Source organism: Psychrobacter sp. Ps6 (genome assembly GCF_022129235.1).
Lineage (GTDB): Bacteria > Pseudomonadota > Gammaproteobacteria > Pseudomonadales > Moraxellaceae > Psychrobacter.
Genome location: NZ_JADQAI010000007.1, coordinates 140,903 through 161,200 on the forward strand (window position 1 = coordinate 140,903; position 20,298 = coordinate 161,200).

Here is a 20,298-nt window from a genome sequence, read left to right on the forward strand (position 1 = left end):
ACGCACTCATCTAGCCGCTAACGTTATATAATAGTACGGCTTGGCTGCTGGTTTCGGTTTTACTAAGATTATGACACTACGTTTGCATCTATTAACAATTTGCCTCATTTTTAACCTGACTGCTATCACAAGCCACCATTGCTATCTAATTTTTAATTATCTGAGTACAAAAGACATCGCCTTATGACTATCTCTATTGCTTCATTGCACAGTACTGAATTCGCCGTTGGCCAACGTTATTTATCTGATACGGAGTCTGAGCTTGGCTTAGGTGTGGTTATCGATGTCGATGATCGATGTGTGCATATTTTATTTCCACAAAGTGAAGAGACGCGCGTCTACGCAAAAAACTCTGCGCCATTATCGCGCGTGGTGTTTAAGGTCGGCGATACTATCTATGACCAAGATGGCAAAAGCTATACGGTCAATGCCGTCGATGAAGTCATGGGCGTGCTCAAATATGGCGTCGATGAGCACGAGCGCGGCATCATGGAGACGCGCCTTGCGGCCAATATCACGCTAGCCAAGCCGCTTGAGCGTTTGCTTGCTGGTCGTATCGAGCGCGGCGATTGGTATGAGCTGCGCCAAGATATCTTACGTATGCAATCAGCGTTGGCAGGCCATCCACTGAAAGGTCTGATGGGAGCGCGTGTCGATATTATCGAGCATCAGCTCTATATCGCGCATGAAGTCGGTAAGCGTATCGCGCCGCGTGTGCTATTGGCTGATGAGGTTGGCCTTGGTAAAACCATCGAAGCGGGCATGATTATCCATCAGCAGCTGCTAACGGGTAAAGCTGAGCGCGTTTTGATTTTGGTGCCAGATAGCTTGCAGTATCAATGGATGATTGAGCTACGTCGTCGCTTTAATCTGAATTTTGCGCTATTTGACTTGGTACGTACGGCTGCGATTAAAGAACATGATCCTGAGCAAAACGTCTTTGCCACTGAGCAATGTATCATTGCGGGTATGGACTTGTTGATTGACCATCCAGATTTGTATGATCAAGCGATGGAGGCAGGATTTGATCTATTGGTCGTGGACGAAGCGCATCATCTGCATTGGGACGAAGCGCAAGGCGGCAATGATAAATACGATCTGGTGGCAGACTTTGCAGAAGAGACGCCAGGCGTGATGCTACTGACAGCAACGCCAGAGCAGCTTGGCGCGCAAAGTCATTTTGCCCGTTTGCGTCTGCTTGATCCAGATCGCTTCGATGATCTAGATGAGTTCATCGATGGTCAAGAAGCGTTTGCAGAGACAGCAGCAGTCGCTGGTGTATTAATAGAAGACAAGCCGCTCAATGACGGTCAAATCGCTGCTCTTAGTAGCTTGTTAGACATCAGTATGGATGAGCTTTCCACGATCAATGAAGACGACAAACTGCGCACCTATGCGCTCAACGAGCTATTAGATCGTCACGGTACCGGTCGTATTTTGTTCCGCAATACGCGTGAGAGTGTGAAAGGGTTCTATGGTCGTAGCAGCCAGCCGCACCCACTGCCACTCCCTGACGCATGGAAAGACAGCTATCAAACCAATGGCAAATTGCGTGAGCAGCTATGGGGCGAAGAAAACCAACCAGATGGTGGCTGGCTAGAAGACGACCCACGTGTCTCTTGGTTGGTTGAAATCTTGCGCGGTGAGCTTAAGCAGCAGAAAGTACTATTAATCGCTCGTAGTGGTGCGACGGTAGAGAGTTTAGAAGCTGTATTGCGTCTGCATGCAGGTATCAAAACCGCTATCTTTACTGAGCAAATGACCCTGCTTGAGCGTGACCAAGCGGCAGCATTTTTTGCGGATAGCGAAGGCGCACAGATACTACTGTGTTCAGAGATTGGCTCAGAAGGTCGTAACTTCCAGTTTGCAAGCCAGCTGATCTTATGGGATTTACCGGCCAATCCAGATACCTTGGAGCAGCGTATCGGTCGCCTAGATCGTATCGGTCAGACGCAGCAAATCATGCTGCATGTCCCTTACGTGCAGGGCACGGCGCAAGAGCGTCTATATCATTGGTATAACGATGCGCTGAACATGTTCAACCAGATATCGCCAACGGCACAAAGCGTGCAAGAGCAATATATTCAAGAGCTCAAGCCAATGCTAGAAGGCGCGGATACTGCTGAAAACAATGTCATCCTACAAGACGTCATTGATGAGGCGTTACAGACACGATTGGGGCTAGAAGCACAGCTGCAATCGGGCCGTGATCGTCTGCTAGAGTACAACTCATGCCGTCCGCGTGTCGCTGGTCGTATCGCTGATGCCATGCGTGACTTTGATGGCAATAACTTGCTGCCGCATTTTATCGAGCGTTTCTTTGCGTCTGCCAATATTGACCATAATATCCAGCGTGATGGCTCGTGGGTTATTGCACCGATCGATAGCACTGAGATCAGCGACTATATCGATGGCTTGCCGCTTGGTGATGAAGACGGTATGACGTTGACCTTTGAGCGTGAGCAAGCGCTCCAACGTGAAGACATCGAATTTATCACGCACGAGCATCCATTGATGCGTGCCATCTATGAGCTTGCTAGTACCAGTACCTTTGGTAATACGACCGTTGCTATGCTAAAAAGTGCCGCCGTCCCACAAGGTATGGTACTGCTAGAGGTGAACTTCCGTGTTGAAGCCATCGCACCAAAAGTGCTTAATCTACCAGCGACATTGACCACGCAAAATATTCGTGTCTTTATCAGTGAGCAGGGCAGTGACTTATCGGCTCGTATCAGCGCTGATATGATTATGCCACATGTGGAACGTTTGGATAAAAACCGTGCTCGCCAAGTGATTAAAGTGCGCGGCGATGTGATAGAGCAGCGTTATTACGAAGCCGAAGACATCGCCCGTCAGCAAATCGCTGAGATTGGTGAGCAAGCAAGCGCGCGCTTTAGCCAGCAGTGGTCACGCGAGATCAAACGTCTCAAGCACTTGCAAACCATCAATCCAAACGTACGCCCTGAAGAAATTGAACGCTTAGAGCAGCTCAAGGCTCAAGGAGAGCAAGCGCTTGGTAATTTATCGCTAGTGCCGGACTCTATTCGCGTACTGGTCGCAGTGAAGCCATAAACTTTTAGATGATTGTCAAAAACGAGATGTTGTTAGACATCTCGTTTTTTTATGAATTAGATTGCTTGAATCAATGTATTAAGTGCGATTTGTCTCGTACAAATAGTTAAGCAATACTTATGAGTAAGCTGACAGTAACTAGTCAAAGCCAACAATATTGGGTAAGATGTTTACCTTTTCTATCGAAAATGAACAGATAGCCATGGCCTGATGAGCTATGGCTGTGTGTTTGTTCTAAAGTCTCCCTTGTGTATTTCCGCAAGCGATCTCATATTATTTTAAATTCAAGCGCAGCGTCTATATGGCATCGAGATTATAAGATGCATATGTTCGGATGCTAAGCATGTTTGATAAAAATAAGGAAACATATTGTCATGTCCGATAATTCACAACTGATTGATGAGCTGCTGGCTACAATCGCGCTTATTGAGGTTACCCCCGATGTCTTTGAGGGTAAGAGCCATGATTATGTGGGCAGTCGTATATTTGGTGGGCAGGTACTGGCCCAAGCGATCATGGCAGCAGCGCATACATTAGATCAAGACAAGCCTTGTCATTCGTTGCATGGGTATTTTTTGCGCGGTGGTGATATCAATCAACCAGTGATATATCAAGTGCGCCGTCTGCGTGATGGTCGCAGTCTATCTGCCCGTGAAGTGACGGCTATTCAGTACAAAGAAGTGCGTGGTAAGCCGCCGATTGAACAGGTGATATTTTCAATGATTGCCTCGTTTTCGCCAATGGAGGATGGTCTTGCGTATCAAGAAGATATGCCTGTCTATCCGCCGCCAGAAGATCTATTGACAGAGCAAGATTTAAAAGAAGAATACGTGGGCAAAGTACCAGATGCGCTCAAAGCACGGTTTATGCGCCGCCGTCATGTTGAGATAAAACCTGTCAAGCCGCGCAATCCGATCAATCCAGAACCAATGAAACCTAAGCAAGCCAACTGGCTACGCATCCATAAGCTCGGCAATCAGCCCATTGCTATTCAGCAGGCGCTTTTGGCGTTTTCTTCTGATTTTTACTTGGTCGGTACAGGGCTGATGTCACATGGCGTGAGCTTTATGACCAGTGGATTACAAGCTGCTAGTATTGATCACTCTATGCATTTTCACCGTGAGTTTGATTTAAATGACTGGCTGCTCTATGATATGTGGAGTGATACCACGTCCAACGCGAAAGGGCTGAACCATGGTCAGTTTTGGCAAGATGGCAAACTGGTCGCCACCGTGCAGCAAGAAGGCCTGATGCGCTTGCGTGTGCCGAAGTCTTAAAATCTAGTCTTAGAATTTAGCCTAAAAATCTTGTCTTAACATTTAGACGGATATTGGAGAACCTTGATTGATAAAAAGTTCTAAGCCCTACCTTTAAAGATACTTTAAAAATAGCGCTTAGCGTTTTATATTAATATCAATGTCTAATTATCGCTTCTAGATTTACCGCTCAATAATCTTTTCCATCGCGCGAGGCAGACCCAAACTGTCTCGCGCTGTTTGTTCTGTTAGCCATTTAAAATCAATCTCGGCTGCTGCTAGTTTCTTGTTGAGTGCTAGTATTTGCGCGTTATCGACGGTTAATTTACGCGGTGTTAAATACCAATGGAAATGCGTCAATGAGTGCTTAATAGGGGCGTCATCTAATAATGTATTGCTAACTGATTCGGTTACCAGTTCATTCTTTATTAGCCATTCATTGATAATTTGCTCAGCTGTGGTAAATTCTGCCTCGTATACTTTTTCATTACTGCGTATATCACCTGATGGCTTACCCTCGTCATTTTCTGATTTTTTAGTAGCAGTCTTACCATTCGCTTTACCGTCGACTTTTTCGACAAACTGTAATGGTAAGCTCCATAACCCACCCCAGATACCATTGTCAGGGCGTTGTAGCCATAGTATCTCACCGTCTACGCTTTCTATCAGCAACGCATCGCTAAACTTACTCGGTTTGGGCTGTTTTTTTGCTTTGACGGGGTAATCAGTCTCGCGTCCCTGTGCATGGGCTAGGCAGTCGTCTTTTAATGGACATAACAGGCAAGCAGGCTTGCTACGGGTACACAATGTCGCGCCCATATCCATCATGGCTTGCGCAAACAATCCTGAGTTCTCTGTCGGTGTTAGGCGTTCTGCCAATGCCCATAGCTCTTTGGTTGTAGCAGATTTAGTGATATCGCCGTCAATGGCTGCCCAGCGCGTCAATACCCGTTTGACATTGCCATCACAAATGACGCCATAACGGTGCAATCCCATCGCCATAATCGCCCCAGCAGTTGATGGGCCAACGCCAGAAATCGCCTCCCAACCTGCGAGCGTCTGCGGAAACTCGCCTGTCTCATCAATCACTGCAACCAACTGCTTCGCTCCTTTATGCAAATTACGGGCGCGCGCATAGTAGCCCAGCCCTGCCCAATGCTCAGCAACCATATCCCATTCTGCTGCGGCCAGATCTTGTACGGTTGGAAAGGGGTCCATAAAGCGTGCAAAGTAGGGCAGTACGGTGGTAACCTGCGTTTGCTGGAGCATGACTTCAGATAACCAAACGATATAAGGATTGGGTGTATCAGTTTGATGCTGTTGCCACGGCAAGTCATGACGACCATTTTCGGCAAACCAATCGAGTAGGCGCGGAGCAAAAGAGTTTAGAGATGACTCAGGTTGAGAGAATAAAGTAGGCAAGAATAATCCTTGTCAATTAATAAAAAATATTAGACCATAAAAGGTTAACTAATTTATGGGGTGGGCTGACTCGCTATGCAATGGTTTGTTATTTTTAAGGAAAAGCATTAGTTAGTTATTATGTGTTTTGCACTTTCGGTTTGATAATAAGTAAAACCAATGTTTTCATTAATGGTTTAGGAGATAGTATCTTGTCAGCACAAACCTTTTTCGTTTGGGATATTCATCAAATTACTTGTACACCAAGTAAAGACAGTTCGTGGGAGCAAGCAACTCAAGACTTTGAAGCTTTGCGTCATCAGCCAGTGGATACTATCAGCCCAAATATCATTGAGCTGGCAGATCGTCTCGTGGACGAAGCCAGAACCTCGGATTATTCAGAAGTCTTTTATGAAGCCTACGTAAATACAAATTTAGAGATGAAAACACATCCTAAGACCGCTTGCGTCGCCATACCCACACCTGAAGCACTGCACGGTGAAGCGCTAGATGTTATCGCCCCTTTATGTGAAGAATTAGGGCTAGTGTTTTATGACACGCGGGGTATGGCCGCCTATCCAGATGGTACGATCTATCCGCCTAACATCGCACGAGGGATGACACTGCTAAAAGAAAAGCGGGCGCTTGCAAAACAGTCCGCCGATATTTATAAGCCAGAGGCACAGGTTCCTAGAGATAGAGAGGACTTTGAAAAAATACTGCACCCATTCATGCATGATTGTTTAGAACGTTATGGTTATCAGTGTAGTCAAGTAACAAGCGTTAAAGTTATTGACTCTCTTGAAGTCGATGGTTGTACCAAGGCCATGCCTTATGGTCATGTGCGTCTAACCGGAGGAGCGGAAGGTAAGAACGGCTATTTTAGATTAAAAATTCATGCGTATTTTGTATCACCAGTGTTTGAAGAGATTTATGACAAAGTATCGCCGCCAACTGAACTTAGACAGCAGTTTCCTTATTTAAAGCTACATTACATTAATGTATGCGATAGAAGCTTTACAGATAAGCAAAAACAGATTCCTGAATTTATCAATACTGAGTTTACCAGTAAACTGGATGAAGCAGATAAAATAGACAGCTATAATCAACTTTTTTTATTACTGCATGATAGGATTGCAAGAGGGCACAGCTATGGTGAGAGTGTGGATAAACACCTTATTTTAGCCAAACTTGCGGGTCGAGAGGACTTCGATGAGTTGGTTATACAGTATCGTGATCTGATAGATAACTCACCAAACGAGTATGCTAAGAATAGAATGAATAAGCGCTGGGATAGACTTTTAGAGATTTTATCTACCGTAGAGCCATTGGAGTAACCAGTTATGACTGAATATACTTTGTTTTATATTTGGGATGCAAGTTTGGGTGATGGTGATGAGTATCTACCAGACTCATATGATAGCGCTGGTGTATTACTACCGCAGCTGCTAGAGATAGAAGTCAGCGCTCATAGCGAAAACATATTCGAGTTTGCCACTGAGCTACAGCAATTTGCCCATGAAGGTGATTTATCATTCGAGCTCTCATTAGCATTTGGAGCAACGGTCGCTCATGTACAGCTACAAGATACCTTTGCTGTCTCTCTGCCGCTGCCAGATAGTAATATGCAAGAAGCTGCTAGAGTAATTGCACCATTGGCAAAGAAACATGGGTTGGTGTTTTATTATTTGCTAGGGTTGGTTTCTTTGCCTGACGGGAAAATTTTCACTTCTACATGATTGGTCTTACGTTTATTAAACCTACTTCCTATTCTTCCGCGTTTTTAGACGACGTAAGCGTTTTTCTTCCTCGCGTGCTTTCTTCTTCTCTTCAGCAGCGATGCGTTGTTCTGCGACCACGATTTCTTCAGCTTCTATCATCGCTGGTGTTTCTAGCGTGATGCGACCAATCTTCGCGCTACGCAGCTCGTTAATGAGAATTTCAGACATGCGGTAGGTGTCGACTTGATTGCCCGAACGTACACAGCCACGGTTACGACCAGCCATTTCAAAAAACTCCCAGTCAGTTTTCGGCAGTTCTTCAATTTTATAGCGAGTTTTTAGCAGCTCAGGATAGGCGTGCATCAAATACTCAGCGGTATAGCTTGCCACATCAGCGAAATCAAAAGCCGTATCACGGATACCGCCCGTCGCTGCTAGACGATAGCCAGAGTTTTCGTTTTCAACCTTTGGCCATAGCATACCGGGTGTGTCATAAAGCATGATGTCATCGTCAAGTTTAATGAGCTGCTGCGACTTGGTCACGGCTGGCTCATCACCCGTCTTTGCCACAGCGCGTCCAGCTAGCGTATTAATCAACGTAGATTTACCCACGTTTGGAATACCCATAATCATCGCTTTGATTTGACGACCTGTTCCCACTTTATTAGGTACGAGATGCTTACAGATGGCGATGATACGTTTTACATCATTGGCTTTTTCGGTATCGCAAGCAATGGCTTTGACCCCATCTTGCTGCTCGAGATAATCCATCCATGCTTGCGTCAAATCAGGATCGGCAAGGTCAGCTTTATTCAGGATTTTAATCACAGGTTTTTCGCCGCGTAGTGCTGCGACCATTGGGTTTTCACTACTATAGGGGATACGCGCATCGATAACCTCGATGACTACATCCATCTGCGGCATAATTTCTTTGATTTCGTTACGGGCTTTGTTCATATGCCCAGGGAACCACTGAATACTTGCTCTCTTATCCATCTGCTTTCATAACCTTTTATAAAAAATGCTAAAAGTAAAACAATCAACGTCTACTTTCTAATGGTGTCCAGTTTACTACAGAACCACCTTGCTCACGGCACAATTTCACCCAACCAGTTTTGTCATCACGCTTGATTTTGGTCTTCTGTTTCCTCATGCGCTGGTGGTAATGGGGCAAGGTAACCAATTAATAGTATTAAGCTACCTGCGCCAAGGAAGGAAATCACTCGCCAAATTGCCTCGGTCTGTGACAAATCGACCAAGACCAGCTTGAGTACGACGATACCTAATAATCCAATACCCATAAACCAAAGCGCGCGCTGCCAATAGCGACTAGCCATGATGGTGGCGACCAATGCCAAGAGCGTCCATAAAATCGTCAATCCTGTTTGTACTTGCTCGCTACTCCATGCACCGCCCTGAGTACCGTCCCAAAGTGGCGTACCGATAAAGGCATGTAGCGTTCTGACCAACATGCTGGAAATTAACCAAAAGCTGATCAGTCCCAATATGATTAGCAGGTTCTCAGCGGTAAATATGCGCTTAGATTTGGCAGTTGCACTTGCTTCGATAAGTATCTCGTCGCGGTTTTTTTGGCTTATATAATAGAGACTAAAACCAACCAACAGCGTCAGCCATGAGGTGATGTCGTATAGGTTAAATAATGGAAAATAGGGCAATCCCCAAATCACACCATCATATGACCAATTGGTAAGAACAACCCACAGTAAAGCAATGGGAGCAAAGATGGCAGCACATCCTAATAGTGCCTGTTGCCAGTCAAACCAATACAGCAGACCTTTTTCTGAAACTTTGTTAGTCGATGTATTTTCTGCATTTTTTCTCATATAACGATGATTGAGCCATAACCCAAATAGTATGAGTACCGCTGAAAACAAGATAGCCATCACACCATCAGAGTCTGGTAGGCCATAATGCGCCGCGGCAGCAATCAGTAACAGCCCAGTACCGAGCCAGCTTACCTCAGTGTAATGTGCCGTATTTTTAGTATCAGACCATGTTTTTAGCCATAGCTGGCCTATCAGTAACCAGCCAATTATCAAACCTATGAATACCAACCACTCCGCTGTTACCCATGTTAGATTTCGCTCGAATTTTTGTGGCAGTTGCAGCACTAGCATGAAGTAGAACAGGGCTAGTAATCCACGACTCAGCTGTCTAACTTCCGCCCACGGACGATAGCGGTTGATGACCCAATAGGCGGCCAGACTGATGAGTGCTGACAGCGCAATGACTGTCGTATCTGATTGCCAACTATCAAACCAATGATGCAAATCAAGTATCAGCACTTGCAGCATCCACGCTATCGCCGTCAATGTTAAAAACTTTATCAGTCTAGGACTGTGCCAAACGAGTTTGAACGCATAGCTTTGATGATTGATAGCGTTCAGCCATGGCTGTGCTGCTTGATCATTGATACCCAGTGCATGAGCGTAATTGGTCATCGTATCTGATGGGTTGTCACGCTTTTGTACCTTTGTGGTAGAAGGCGTTATAGCGTCACGATTTTGACTATTACTGTTATCTAGCTTATTCATCAACATCGCAAGGGAGTTGCTAGCGCGTAAGATAAAGGCTGTCGCCAGATAAGCAATTGCTGAAATACTAAAGGCTAAAACTGGATAGTCGTTGCTAGAGAATATCGCTGTGGTCACGAGCATACCGATACTGACGAGCTGTAATAGCAAGCCGAATAACACCGACCATGACCGCAGCGAACGCCTGCCAAACCATACCAGAGCAAGTCCCTGTACTGACCAACCAAAAGCAATCCATTCCGCATCTAGCGCCAGCGGAATCACCAGTGCCAAAAACCCAAATCCTAAAGCCAGCATGCCTTCAGTGATTAAGGCATAGCGCTCACTACGCTGGATAAACAACCAGCCCAGTCCAAGGTAAACAGTCGCTAAAATCGCGCTAGTGATGGTCAGGGCATTAGGAATCTTATCGAGCAAAGCAGAAAATAAGCCGAAAGACAGCAGCGGTACTGAAAACAGTAAGCCAGTATCGATGGGAAATAAATAGGTATCGTTACTTACAGTAGATTTATCTAAACTATTGATATTATTTGTACTATCTATAGGGCTAAGGGTATTTTCACTGAGTGCGTTGTAGGCAATAACTTGCTGCGCGTAACGAATGACGACAAATAAGTAAAGCAACCAATGCAATGTGATAAGTAGTACCAATGGCCAAAGCTGCGTCTCAATGATGGGATCAAGGTTCTGTGTGCTGCCCCAATAGTAGGCTAGTCCAAACGTGACAACCACGCCAAATAGATTCAGTATTTTCCACGGTCGATAATGAGCAATGACGGCAATGGTGACGTTTAGCAGTAGATAATAACTGAATAAGATAACCAAACTACCCGTATCTTCACTGGTCAAAATCGGCGCAAAAAATCCACCAGACAATGCTAACAACGCGAGCGGAAAAGCGTTTTGACGTACGGCGAGGGCAATGGTCATAGCAGACAATAATCCAAGCCCAATAAAGCTTGGAATACTCGGAATGATTTCATAAACACTGTAAGCAAAAAAGGTACTCAAATATGTAATCGCTAAGCCTGCGCCCTGTAGCGTAATCCCATACGAGAAGCGTCTTGCCGTGAGCTTTAACCCAAGTGCTGCCAACGCAAGCCCCGCGATACCAATTGCCACGAGCTTTGTGGTAATTGAAATTTCGATATATTCGCTGAGTAACCGCAGCAGTAGCACCACGCCTACTAGCAGTACCAATACGCCGACCCGAACGACGAGATTGCCACCGAAAAACCAGTTTTTTATTGAATGAATAAGCGACGTCACAATAGGTAGTGAGCGTTCATCAGGCTCAATCGGCGCATTTACTATTTTATTTTTGGTCGGAGTTGGAGTAGTAACAGGCAGTGGTGGTGGCAATGATGTAGATGACAGGGTTGAAAACGCATCTGTAGACCGCTGTTGCGAATCAAAAATTGCATCTTTAGTAGCGTCATTCTCAGGAATATTGCCTTCACTAGCGCTCGCTCGCGTATAAACACGCTCATCAGCCAAATGGGTAGATGAGGCGTTTATACTGCGATTTTTTTGCTGCTCAAGATCCGCTTGTAGTTTTATGATATCGCGGCGCAGATGCGCAATTTGCCGCTTTATCTTGGTGTATAGCGCGACTACCACGATCAATAAAATTGTAAAGGCCAGCCAACCCAACTGGGTTACCAATAGATATAACATCTTCGTCGCTCAATCTAATTGATAGTAATGTGATAATGACGTGATTTGCTAAGAAGCACAAGACCGCTCTGATTACTCACCCAAAAGGTCATTGATAAAACAAGACCCGAAATAAAAGGGCAGCTTAATAGTTAAGCTGCCCTTCTTGATAAGTTTTATACCAGATCTTTTTTATGCCAAGTTTGCTTTCATAAACTCAAGCATATTTTCCCAGCTTTGCTTAGCAGCCGCTTCGTTATAGCCAAGGTCTACTTCATTTTTTTCAGCGCGCTCATCGGCATGTGGATTGGTAAAGCCATGCTTAGCATTGTCATAGACATCGATAGTGTAATCTACGTCAGCGGCGTCTAGCTCTAATTTTAGGCCTTCGATAGCATCCATTGATACCATTGAGTCATCACGGCCATGAGCGACCAGTACTTTTGCAGTGAAGTTTTTGTCTGCTGGTTGTTTTGGCGTTGGGTTACCATGGAAGGTTGCAACCGCTTTTAGCGGCATGCCTTCGCGAGCCATGTCTAGGACAACTTTACCACCGAAGCAGTAACCGATTGCGCCTAGATTGTCGCCGTCAACTGATAACTGATCGCTAAAGTCATTCAAAATCAAGCGGCAGCGTGCCATCAGCATGTCTTGATCAGCAAGCACTTGCTCCATCCACATGTTCGCTTGTGCGGCATCGGTAGTGAGTTTGCCTTCGCCATAAACGTCCATTGCGACCGCTGCATAACCAGCTTCTGCCAAACGCTCTACTACTGATTTTGGATGATCGACCACGCCCCACCATTCTGGTGCGACCAAGATACCTGATACTGGATTATCATCAGAAGCGTTGTCTGGTAGTGCCACATAGCTGATGAGTTCAACACCGTTTTCGGTGGTACTGATTAATTCGAAAGTCTTAACTGACATATGATTGTCCTTTTTATGTTATGAGTTTTAATTATTCGTCGTTTTGATTATTTGTCTTTGTGATGGTTCGTTTTCTAACTCGTACTACCTTAACGCCCATATCTAGCAAAAACAGCTATAATAGTGTAACGCTCTTTATCAAAATGCTACTGCAACCCTATGACTATAAACTTATTAAACAAAAATGATGAACAATCAGACTTGCATTCAGGCGTCAATCCAGATGGTAAGCTTGCGCAATCGGTAAGTTTATTTCCTGATAGTGCGGATACTGATTCTAGTTCTGAGCCACTACGCCCGCAGTTTTGGTCACGATTTGCCTTAAACGAGCTAAACCATAGCGAATGGGAAGCGTTGTGCGATGGCTGCGGCAGCTGCTGCTTAATCAAATACATCGATAATGATGATGACGAAGAGCTGGTCGAGTATACCGATGTGACGTGCCAGCTCATGGACTGTGCGACAGGCTATTGCCAACATTATGCGACGCGCCAAGAGCATGTACCAGATTGTATTCAGCTGACAATGGACAACTTGCCTAATATGATGTGGCTACCATCACATTGCGCCTACAAGCGCTTGTATAAAGGGCAGAATTTACCAAGCTGGCATCTGTTATTGACTCAGGATGCTGTAGTCACCCAGCACGAGATGCGTGCGGCCAATGTGGGTGTCGCTGGCCGCTGTGTGTCGGAGATTGGCATGTCTGATGAAGAAATGGAAACACGTGTGGTGAATTGGGTGAATCCATAACTGCTATAGGGCAGGTTATCATGCTAATAAGAGCTCTGAGCCGCTGATTTGGCTTTTGCTTCAGCGCTAGATTGAGAGTCGGCCAGTAAAGGGATTGGAATATCTTGACGAATTTGCCGAGAGAACTGACGGCTATTGGCAATAGAGTGCAGGTTATCAAACCCAAGCGTCTTTGGATTGATATGGGTGCGCTCATACCACGTATCCATCGACCACGGCTGATTGTCTTTTGTTGGCGCAGCATCGAGCATACCGACATCGTATAGATAATTTGGTAACCAACCAGACACCCAAATTCGATAATCCCACGGCAAGCGATCACCACTAACGATACGCGCCATATAAAAGATAATATTAGTACAGTTACTCGTCAACGTGTTGTACCAAGCGGGTTTGTTATTTAGCTCATCAATCGCGGTCAAGTAAGACTCAAACAGCGCGCGCACCTCATGTTGCTGCAAATTGCTGATAGGAAACAGATAGACTTGCTCACCGCGTGCGTTGCTACGCGTATAGATAATATCGCGCTCTTCTGCGGCAATCAGACTCAGCTCATAACGTCTAAAAAATCCCGCCAGTGCCGAAAACGACTCGCCATTTTCTTTACGAATCTCAAATGAGAAGGCAAGTGGTCTATCGTCTTCAAAACGAAAACTGACCAAAGTATGAGCAATCAGTGGCCCCATCCAGTAAGAGTTGGTCACATCAACGCCAGAGAGTTTAGATAAATCAATCGTGCGCGTCTCCCAATGCTCTGTGGCGTCCTCGTCTGTGCGCCAATCAAAATTACGGACATTGGTTAAGGTAATCAAATCAGGGTTGGTTGCATCGCGCTCATAAGAAACTTGCTGGTCGACCTCAGCCATCCAGTCGCGATCTTGCTGGGGTTCGATAGAAAAAAACCAGCCTAGACCTATGAGCCAAGTTGCTCCGTATAAACCAATGAGGTATCTAGTCGCTGTGTTTTTAAGTGCTATATTTTTAGGCGCTGTGTTTTTAAGTGATGTATTTTTACCAACCGAATTTTTGATAATGGACGTTCTACCAGTCGATGAGACACTGAGCAGTATCTTTGTGACTGTATGCCAATAACGCGTACCAAGCAGTGCGGCTAATATACCCACGATGATGATTGTTGCAAGCCAAGTGAGTACGGAGCTTATTCCGTACTGGTACCAAATCGCTAATAGCAACCACACCGCTGATAGCAATATTGTGATAGCGATCAAAAAAATCACGAGACGATGTCGCCATGTCGGTCTTGGTGGTTTGTTATCTGCTGATCTGTTGTCCAAGTCGCGACTGACAGAATGGCTGTCTGCAAGCTGGCTGCGTGAACGCGATGATAATAAGCGGGAAAAAACGGAGCGTAGCGACATAAAGTTTGTTTTGATAAATAATGGCTTTGACCATAGCAAAGTTTATAACACACTGACAATACAATTTGAGTGAATTTGTCGTTGAATGTCGGTGAGGCTTGCGATAAAGTGAAGCTAAATTGTGCTGGTATGTCTGTTGTTTGTTACACAGATAATGATAAGCTCGCTGTTTTATTTGGCGCTTTTGTCCCCATCTATGCTCTACTTATCTTATGAACGGTTATTCTAATTGCCATTAACTAAAGAGGTTAAATCACACCACCATGTCTGACGACACTCCCAGCCCGAGTAGTTGGTCGATGCGCGGCTTAAAACGCTGGCTATCGACCGCCCCCGAAACCCGTGATGAATTGATTCGTCTGGTACAAGACTCGCGCCAGTTTTTAGAGCCCGATACGGTCGATATGTTAGAAGGCGTGCTCGATCTGCCGGCGACACAAGTGCGCGAAATCATGACACCGCGACCGCAAGTGATCGGTCTGCACGAAAGCACTAGCCTTGACGAAGTGATGGATATCATTCTTGATACGACGCACTCGCGCTATCCTGTTTTTGACAGTCAAGATGATGATGCCGTCATTGGTATCCTATTGGCAAAAGATTTGATTCCTATTCTGGTGCACATGGTACGCAACCAAGAAGACAAAATCGATAGCAAACGTCTAAAAGACTTGGTGCGCCAGCCATTATATATCAGTGAAACAGCTCGTTCTGATACCCTGCTGCGCTCATTGCAGCGCACGCAAGTGCATATGGCGATCGTCGTCGATGAGTTTGGCAACTTTGGTGGTGTCGTTACCATGGAAGATTTGTTAGAGGAAATCGTTGGTGACATCGTTGATGAGCATGATGACTTTGATGAAGACAGCGATATTAATAATATCGTCGCTGATCCCGAAAGGCCAAACACATGGCGTGTCCAAGCATCTACGGTGATTGAGGACTGTAATGATGAGCTTGGCAGTCGTTTTGATGATACCGATGTCGACACCATGGGCGGTCTGGTCATGCAAGCACTCGGTTTCGTTGGTGATTTGGAGGGCGAGAGCGTGGTGATAGATGATTGGCAAATCACCATCACTGATGTGGAAGGACGATTTATCCAAAATCTAGAGCTTACCAAAACCAATGGGGATCAGCAGATACTGATAGGCAGCCATTAATTTGCTTGTATTCCCATAATCAATAATTAGTGATAAAACATTCTTAGCAAGCTCAATAAAAAACACGATGAATAATCGTGTTTTTTGCTTTCTGTCTTTTGTATTTTGGTATGAGGTTTTCGCTACGCAAATTTACCCATTAATCGGTTTTGACTGGTATCATGGGTGGATTTTATTTGTGGTCCTGCATAAAGCATTATGCAGTCAGTTTTTGCTTGGGTTTTGTCTCAGTGCTGAGCTGTGAAATTTTGAAAAATATGGTCTTGGATAACTGCTATGCGTCTGTCTACTGTTGATTTACAAAAACGCCTGAACCCTGAACAGCCAAAAGGCTTACATCTGGGACTGGCGGTACTGATCGCTTTGTTGGCAGGAGGCGCTTTCACACTTGCGCTCGCGCCTTACGGTATTTGGCCAGTTGCGTTGGTATCACCTGCCATTTTGTATGCGCTATTGATGCCAGAGATGACAGGTCGCCGCGCCTTTCTCATTGGGCAGGCATATGGTACGGGGCTTTGGTGTGTTGGTGCGTTTTGGCTATACACATCTATCCATGTCTATGGTTCGACGCCCGTATGGCTTGCGCTGATTATGATTGCGCTGATGGGTCTCGGCATGGGGTTATTCCATGGCTTTTTGGCGCTGATTTTTAATCGAGTGGTTGGCAAGCAGCCATTATCTTTTGCTGCGCTTTGGATACTCCAAGAGTGGATGAAAACGTGGCTATTCACTGGTTTTCCTTGGCTATTCGTCGGTTATGCATTTACTGAGCAATATTGGTTGTCATCCTTGGCGCCTGTTGCGGGTGTTTTTGCGGTTTCTTTTGTGGCGGTGCTACTGGCTGCCAGTCTCGTTGAGCTGTTGCGTCGCCGCGCAGGCTATATGATTCCGTCGATAGCCTTGTTGGTTGTTAGCTGCTCGCTATGGCTGATCAATCCGCAGTGGACCAAACCAAAAGGCACGCCTGATTTATCAGTGTCTTTAATTCAAGGCAATATCCCGCAAGATCTAAAATGGCTTACCGAGTATCAAATAGAAACCCTAAAAATCTACGCAACCTTGACTCGCGACGAGTGGGGACGTGACATTGTGCTGTGGCCTGAGTCATCGATTCCGATGTTTCAGACAGAAGCGGTCGGTTTTATCAATGAAATGGTAAAAATGGCCAAAGAGACAGACACGACATGGGTGACGGGCATTCCTTATAAAGACGAAGCAGCATTTGATGCCAGTAAAGATAAATATGCGCCGTTTTATAATAGTGTGGTTGCGCTAGGGGCTCAGGCAGATGGTTTGTATAAAAAACAACGTCTGGTACCTTTTGGCGAATATATTCCGTTTGAAGGTGTGCTTGATATCCTACCAAATCTGGCAGGCAGCCAAGATATCATGAGCTATAGCCGCGGCAGTGATCATCAGTCACCACTGCGTGTACGAGGCCATAACTTGGGTGCGGCTATCTGCTATGAAGTCGCGTATCCAGATACCACGCGCAAAAACGCGATTGGCACAGACTTTTTGTTGACCATCTCAAACGATGCGTGGTTCGGTACGTCGGCAGGCCCGCTACAGCATCTGCAAATGGTACAGATGCGTGCATTAGAGAATGGTCGCTGGTTTATGCGTGCGACCAACACGGGGGTGACAGCTATCATCGATCATAAAGGTCGCATCGTAGCGCGTGCTCCGCAGTTTGAGCGCACTGTACTACGCGGTAATATACAGGCACGCGTTGGTAATACGCCGTTTATGCGTTTTGGCCAATATCCTATTTTGTTTATTATGGCGCTGCTGCTGATACTGAGTTACTTAGGTAAGCGTCCCAAAACGTCAGTACGTTTGGGTAAATAAGATTGATATTTGCTGAATATAGTAGTCAATGACAGTTAGCAGTTTGAGTAAATAACTGTCATCAACGCTAAAAGCGAATAGTAAAATTGTTGATAATAAACCCTTTAAATACTTAAGGGTTTTCACAAATCAGTATAAATTGCGATATAATAGGTCAATATTTCAAATATTTTGTGCAAGGTGGATAAGGTATGTCAGAAGGTATCGTCAATAACAATCCAAAAAAAGAGCTGTTATACACTCTAGGTGGCATTGCCTTATTCTTAGGTATTGTCTTACTTATTGGTGTTTCTGCATTTTTGCGTCCAGCTGGTGAGCATATTACGGCTGAGCCAACGGAAACATCAGAGGCCGCTGATGAAGCAGAAGCCATTGCTACCGAAGACGCTGCTGCCCCGACTGAAGCAAATGCTGAAACAGCACCAGTAGATGCAGCAGCACCTGATACGGCTGCAGATGCAACCGTTACACCAGCGACAGATGCAGATAGTGCAGTTGTCACTGCAGAAGCAGGTACAGCGACCGCTTCTGGTACAGTAAGCCAAGCAGCAGTTGCCGATGCTGATTTGACTGCTGAGCAAGCGGATGGTGACTTAGATGCTGGGGATGCTGGCACTGCCGCTGATGACACAGCAGTAGCGCAGTAATTTTTGACATTGCAACTGATTGTTTATATAGCAAAAACAACTCTTAAATGAGTGGTTATCAAAGCCTCTACTAACAGTAATATCAATATGATAGGACTGCATTGAAGACCACAAAAAAGCTCGTTCTCAGCGATTGAGAGCGAGCTTTTTTGTGGGTATTTGTGTAATTTTTAGCCAACTTTTTCTTTACTTGGTTATAACCAAGTGAAACAATGTTCCGCCTATATGACCGCTTATCGGAATAATTAGGCATTTGGTCATTACCAAAATAATCTTTAAAGGAATAAAGTTGTGAGTACACAATCAAAATCAGAAGCTAGTGCGGCTGAGCTGCAAGCACTAGACAATGGCTTTATGGGACACCCTGCGCCATTACGCTCGTTGTTTTTTACTGAGATGTGGGAGCGTTTCTCTTACTATAGTATCCGTCCGCTACTCGTGCTATTTATGGTAGCAACAGTGAGTAGTGGTGGTTTTGGGTTTGATGAAGTCACGGCTTCTGCTATCTATGGTATTTTTGCCGGTTCATTATATTTGGCAGCCGTACCGGGCGGTTGGCTAGCAGATAACTGGCTGGGTCAAGAGCGTGCACTGTGGTGGGGTAGTATTGTGATTGCCCTTGGTCACTTATGTATTGCACTCTCCGCTGTGTTCGGGATGGCGTTATTTTTCGTTGGTTTGATCTGTATCGTCTTAGGGTCAGGGTTATTTAAGACCTGTATCTCAGTGATGGTTGGCGCTTTGTATCCTAAGGGTGACTCTCGCCGTGATGGCGGTTTTACCTTATTTTATATGGGTATTAACATCGGCGCGTTATTGGCTGCACTTATCGTCGGTGTGTTTAAAGAAAAAGGCATGTGGCACGTCGGCTTTGGTGTCGGTGGTTTGGGGATGCTAGTGTCTTTGCTCATCTATCGTTTTGTCGCTCAAAAGAATTTGACGCGTTTTGCGCGAGCCAAAGGTATCGATGCCGAGTGGGAACACTCCAATGACCGCTACAAAAACATTGGCCGCTGGGTAGGTGGTTTTGTTGCGCTGTTAGTCGCCATTGTGCTGTTAGTTTCTACAGGTATGGTATCGTTTAACCCTGAGCTGGTCGCAGAGTATATGACCTATATCATTGCTGCCGTCGTCATCCTTTACTTTGCCATTATGTTTATTTCACCACGATTGGATAAGACGGACAAACTGCGCTTACTGATCTGTTTTATTTTAATCATTGGCTCGACGCTGTTTTGGTCAAGTTTTGAGCAGCAGCCAACCTCTTTTAACTTATTTGCTGATCGTTATACAGATCTAAATGTTATGGGATTTGAAATACCAAGCATTTGGTTTCAGTCGTTGAACCCATTATTTATTTTAATATTGGCGCCTATCGTTAGTATTATCTGGGTCAAGCTGGGTAACCGAGGTCTTGAGCCGAGCAGTATGGCAAAATTTGCACTCGGGATGCTACTTGCAGCTGCCGGTTTTGCTTTGATGATTTTTGCATCAAAAAGTATCTTAGCGCCTGGTGCTGGCTTAGCCTCGCCTTTATGGTTGGTGGGGAGTCTGCTGTTATTGACCCTTGGTGAGTTAGCGCTTAGCCCAGTAGGTCTGTCATCAATGACCAAGCTTGCGCCAAAAGGCATGCAAGGTCAGATGATGGGATTGTTCTTTGCTTCTATTGCGATGGGTAACTTGGTCGCGGCCTTCTTTGGTGGTCATGTCTCAGCGGACAAAATCGAAGGTCTGCCGACTTTGTTTACCACTATGACGATCTTCTTGGTAGTCTCTGCCGTGATACTGCTGGTATTGGCCAAACCTATCAATAATATGCTGCAAAAAAGCGAGCACGCTGACGAGGTAAGCCAATAAAGACAGATAATTGGTGTATACAAATCCTCTATCATGCCCATAGAATCAGTCCATAAC

General features: G+C 45.3%; 14 protein-coding genes. 9 read left to right on the plus strand and 5 right to left on the minus strand.

What is annotated here, in order from left to right:
* Positions 1-183: 183 nt before the first annotated feature.
* Together rapA and I3255_RS09790 are read left to right on the plus strand one after the other, a co-directional pair.
* Positions 184-3,072: an RNA polymerase-associated protein RapA gene (rapA, locus tag I3255_RS09785; RefSeq protein ID WP_238038658.1), complete on the plus strand. Its 2,889-nt coding sequence runs from the start codon at positions 184-186 to the stop codon at positions 3,070-3,072.
* Positions 3,073-3,446: 374 nt separating this feature from the next.
* Positions 3,447-4,349 carry an acyl-CoA thioesterase II gene (locus I3255_RS09790; protein WP_238038659.1) on the plus strand — a complete coding sequence of 301 codons (903 nt, stop codon included), beginning with the start codon at positions 3,447-3,449 and terminating at the stop codon, positions 4,347-4,349.
* Positions 4,350-4,511: 162 nt separating this feature from the next.
* Here I3255_RS09790 and mutY read toward each other — a convergent pair whose 3' ends face one another.
* Positions 4,512-5,750, minus strand: coding sequence for an A/G-specific adenine glycosylase (gene mutY / locus I3255_RS09795; RefSeq protein WP_238038660.1), 1,239 nt, complete (start codon positions 5,748-5,750; stop codon positions 4,512-4,514).
* A 191-nt stretch (positions 5,751-5,941) separates the two neighbouring features.
* Here mutY and I3255_RS09800 point away from each other — a divergent pair, with 191 nt between their 5' ends.
* A complete protein-coding gene (locus I3255_RS09800) occupies positions 5,942-7,066 on the plus strand; it encodes a hypothetical protein (RefSeq protein ID WP_238038661.1) in 1,125 nt (374 codons plus the stop codon).
* A 6-nt stretch (positions 7,067-7,072) separates the two neighbouring features.
* Entirely contained in the window at positions 7,073-7,468 is a 396-nt protein-coding gene (locus tag I3255_RS09805) for a hypothetical protein (RefSeq protein WP_238038662.1), read from the plus strand.
* A 21-nt stretch (positions 7,469-7,489) separates the two neighbouring features.
* Here I3255_RS09805 and ylqF read toward each other — a convergent pair whose 3' ends face one another.
* The 3 genes from ylqF to I3255_RS09820 all read right to left on the minus strand — a co-directional run bounded on the left by ylqF (position 7,490) and on the right by I3255_RS09820 (position 12,591).
* The gene (gene ylqF, locus I3255_RS09810) at positions 7,490-8,446 is read right to left on the minus strand and encodes a ribosome biogenesis GTPase YlqF (RefSeq protein WP_238038663.1); all 957 of its coding nucleotides are present in this window, start codon (positions 8,444-8,446) and stop codon (positions 7,490-7,492) included.
* Positions 8,447-8,571: 125 nt separating this feature from the next.
* Positions 8,572-11,682: a DUF2339 domain-containing protein gene (locus tag I3255_RS09815; RefSeq protein WP_238038664.1), complete on the minus strand. Its 3,111-nt coding sequence runs from the start codon at positions 11,680-11,682 to the stop codon at positions 8,572-8,574.
* A 171-nt stretch (positions 11,683-11,853) separates the two neighbouring features.
* Entirely contained in the window at positions 11,854-12,591 is a 738-nt protein-coding gene (locus I3255_RS09820; protein WP_238038665.1) for a dienelactone hydrolase family protein, read from the minus strand.
* A 159-nt stretch (positions 12,592-12,750) separates the two neighbouring features.
* Between I3255_RS09820 and I3255_RS09825 the strand changes: the two genes are divergently transcribed.
* Positions 12,751-13,344: a YcgN family cysteine cluster protein gene (locus tag I3255_RS09825; protein ID WP_238038666.1), complete on the plus strand. Its 594-nt coding sequence runs from the start codon at positions 12,751-12,753 to the stop codon at positions 13,342-13,344.
* Between the two features lie 23 nt (positions 13,345-13,367).
* On the opposite strand, the gene I3255_RS09830 is transcribed toward I3255_RS09825, so the two are convergent.
* A complete protein-coding gene (locus I3255_RS09830; protein ID WP_238038667.1) occupies positions 13,368-14,723 on the minus strand; it encodes a DUF4105 domain-containing protein in 1,356 nt (451 codons plus the stop codon).
* 263 nt (positions 14,724-14,986) lie between these two features.
* Between I3255_RS09830 and I3255_RS09835 the strand changes: the two genes are divergently transcribed.
* The 4 genes from I3255_RS09835 to I3255_RS09850 all read left to right on the plus strand — a co-directional run bounded on the left by I3255_RS09835 (position 14,987) and on the right by I3255_RS09850 (position 20,241).
* The gene (locus I3255_RS09835) at positions 14,987-15,886 is read left to right on the plus strand and encodes a CBS domain-containing protein (RefSeq protein WP_238038668.1); all 900 of its coding nucleotides are present in this window, start codon (positions 14,987-14,989) and stop codon (positions 15,884-15,886) included.
* Between the two features lie 276 nt (positions 15,887-16,162).
* Entirely contained in the window at positions 16,163-17,737 is a 1,575-nt protein-coding gene (gene lnt / locus I3255_RS09840; RefSeq protein WP_238038669.1) for an apolipoprotein N-acyltransferase, read from the plus strand.
* Positions 17,738-17,928: 191 nt separating this feature from the next.
* Positions 17,929-18,384 carry a hypothetical protein gene (locus I3255_RS09845; protein WP_238038670.1) on the plus strand — a complete coding sequence of 152 codons (456 nt, stop codon included), beginning with the start codon at positions 17,929-17,931 and terminating at the stop codon, positions 18,382-18,384.
* A 291-nt stretch (positions 18,385-18,675) separates the two neighbouring features.
* Positions 18,676-20,241, plus strand: a complete 1,566-nt coding sequence (locus tag I3255_RS09850; protein WP_238038671.1) for a peptide MFS transporter — start codon at positions 18,676-18,678, stop codon at positions 20,239-20,241.
* Positions 20,242-20,298 lie beyond the last annotated feature (57 nt).

Coding starts and splice junctions, on each gene's coding strand:
- rapA (WP_238038658.1), top strand. CDS start 184: ATGACTATCTCTATTGCTTCATTGCACAGTACTGAATTCGCCGTTGGC.
- I3255_RS09790 (WP_238038659.1), top strand. CDS start 3,447: ATGTCCGATAATTCACAACTGATTGATGAGCTGCTGGCTACAATCGCG.
- I3255_RS09805 (WP_238038662.1), top strand. CDS start 7,073: ATGACTGAATATACTTTGTTTTATATTTGGGATGCAAGTTTGGGTGAT.
- ylqF (WP_238038663.1), bottom strand. CDS start 8,446: ATGGATAAGAGAGCAAGTATTCAGTGGTTCCCTGGGCATATGAACAAA.
- I3255_RS09815 (WP_238038664.1), bottom strand. CDS start 11,682: ATGTTATATCTATTGGTAACCCAGTTGGGTTGGCTGGCCTTTACAATT.
- I3255_RS09820 (WP_238038665.1), bottom strand. CDS start 12,591: ATGTCAGTTAAGACTTTCGAATTAATCAGTACCACCGAAAACGGTGTT.
- I3255_RS09825 (WP_238038666.1), top strand. CDS start 12,751: ATGACTATAAACTTATTAAACAAAAATGATGAACAATCAGACTTGCAT.
- I3255_RS09830 (WP_238038667.1), bottom strand. CDS start 14,723: ATGTCGCTACGCTCCGTTTTTTCCCGCTTATTATCATCGCGTTCACGC.
- I3255_RS09835 (WP_238038668.1), top strand. CDS start 14,987: ATGTCTGACGACACTCCCAGCCCGAGTAGTTGGTCGATGCGCGGCTTA.
- lnt (WP_238038669.1), top strand. CDS start 16,163: ATGCGTCTGTCTACTGTTGATTTACAAAAACGCCTGAACCCTGAACAG.
- I3255_RS09845 (WP_238038670.1), top strand. CDS start 17,929: ATGTCAGAAGGTATCGTCAATAACAATCCAAAAAAAGAGCTGTTATAC.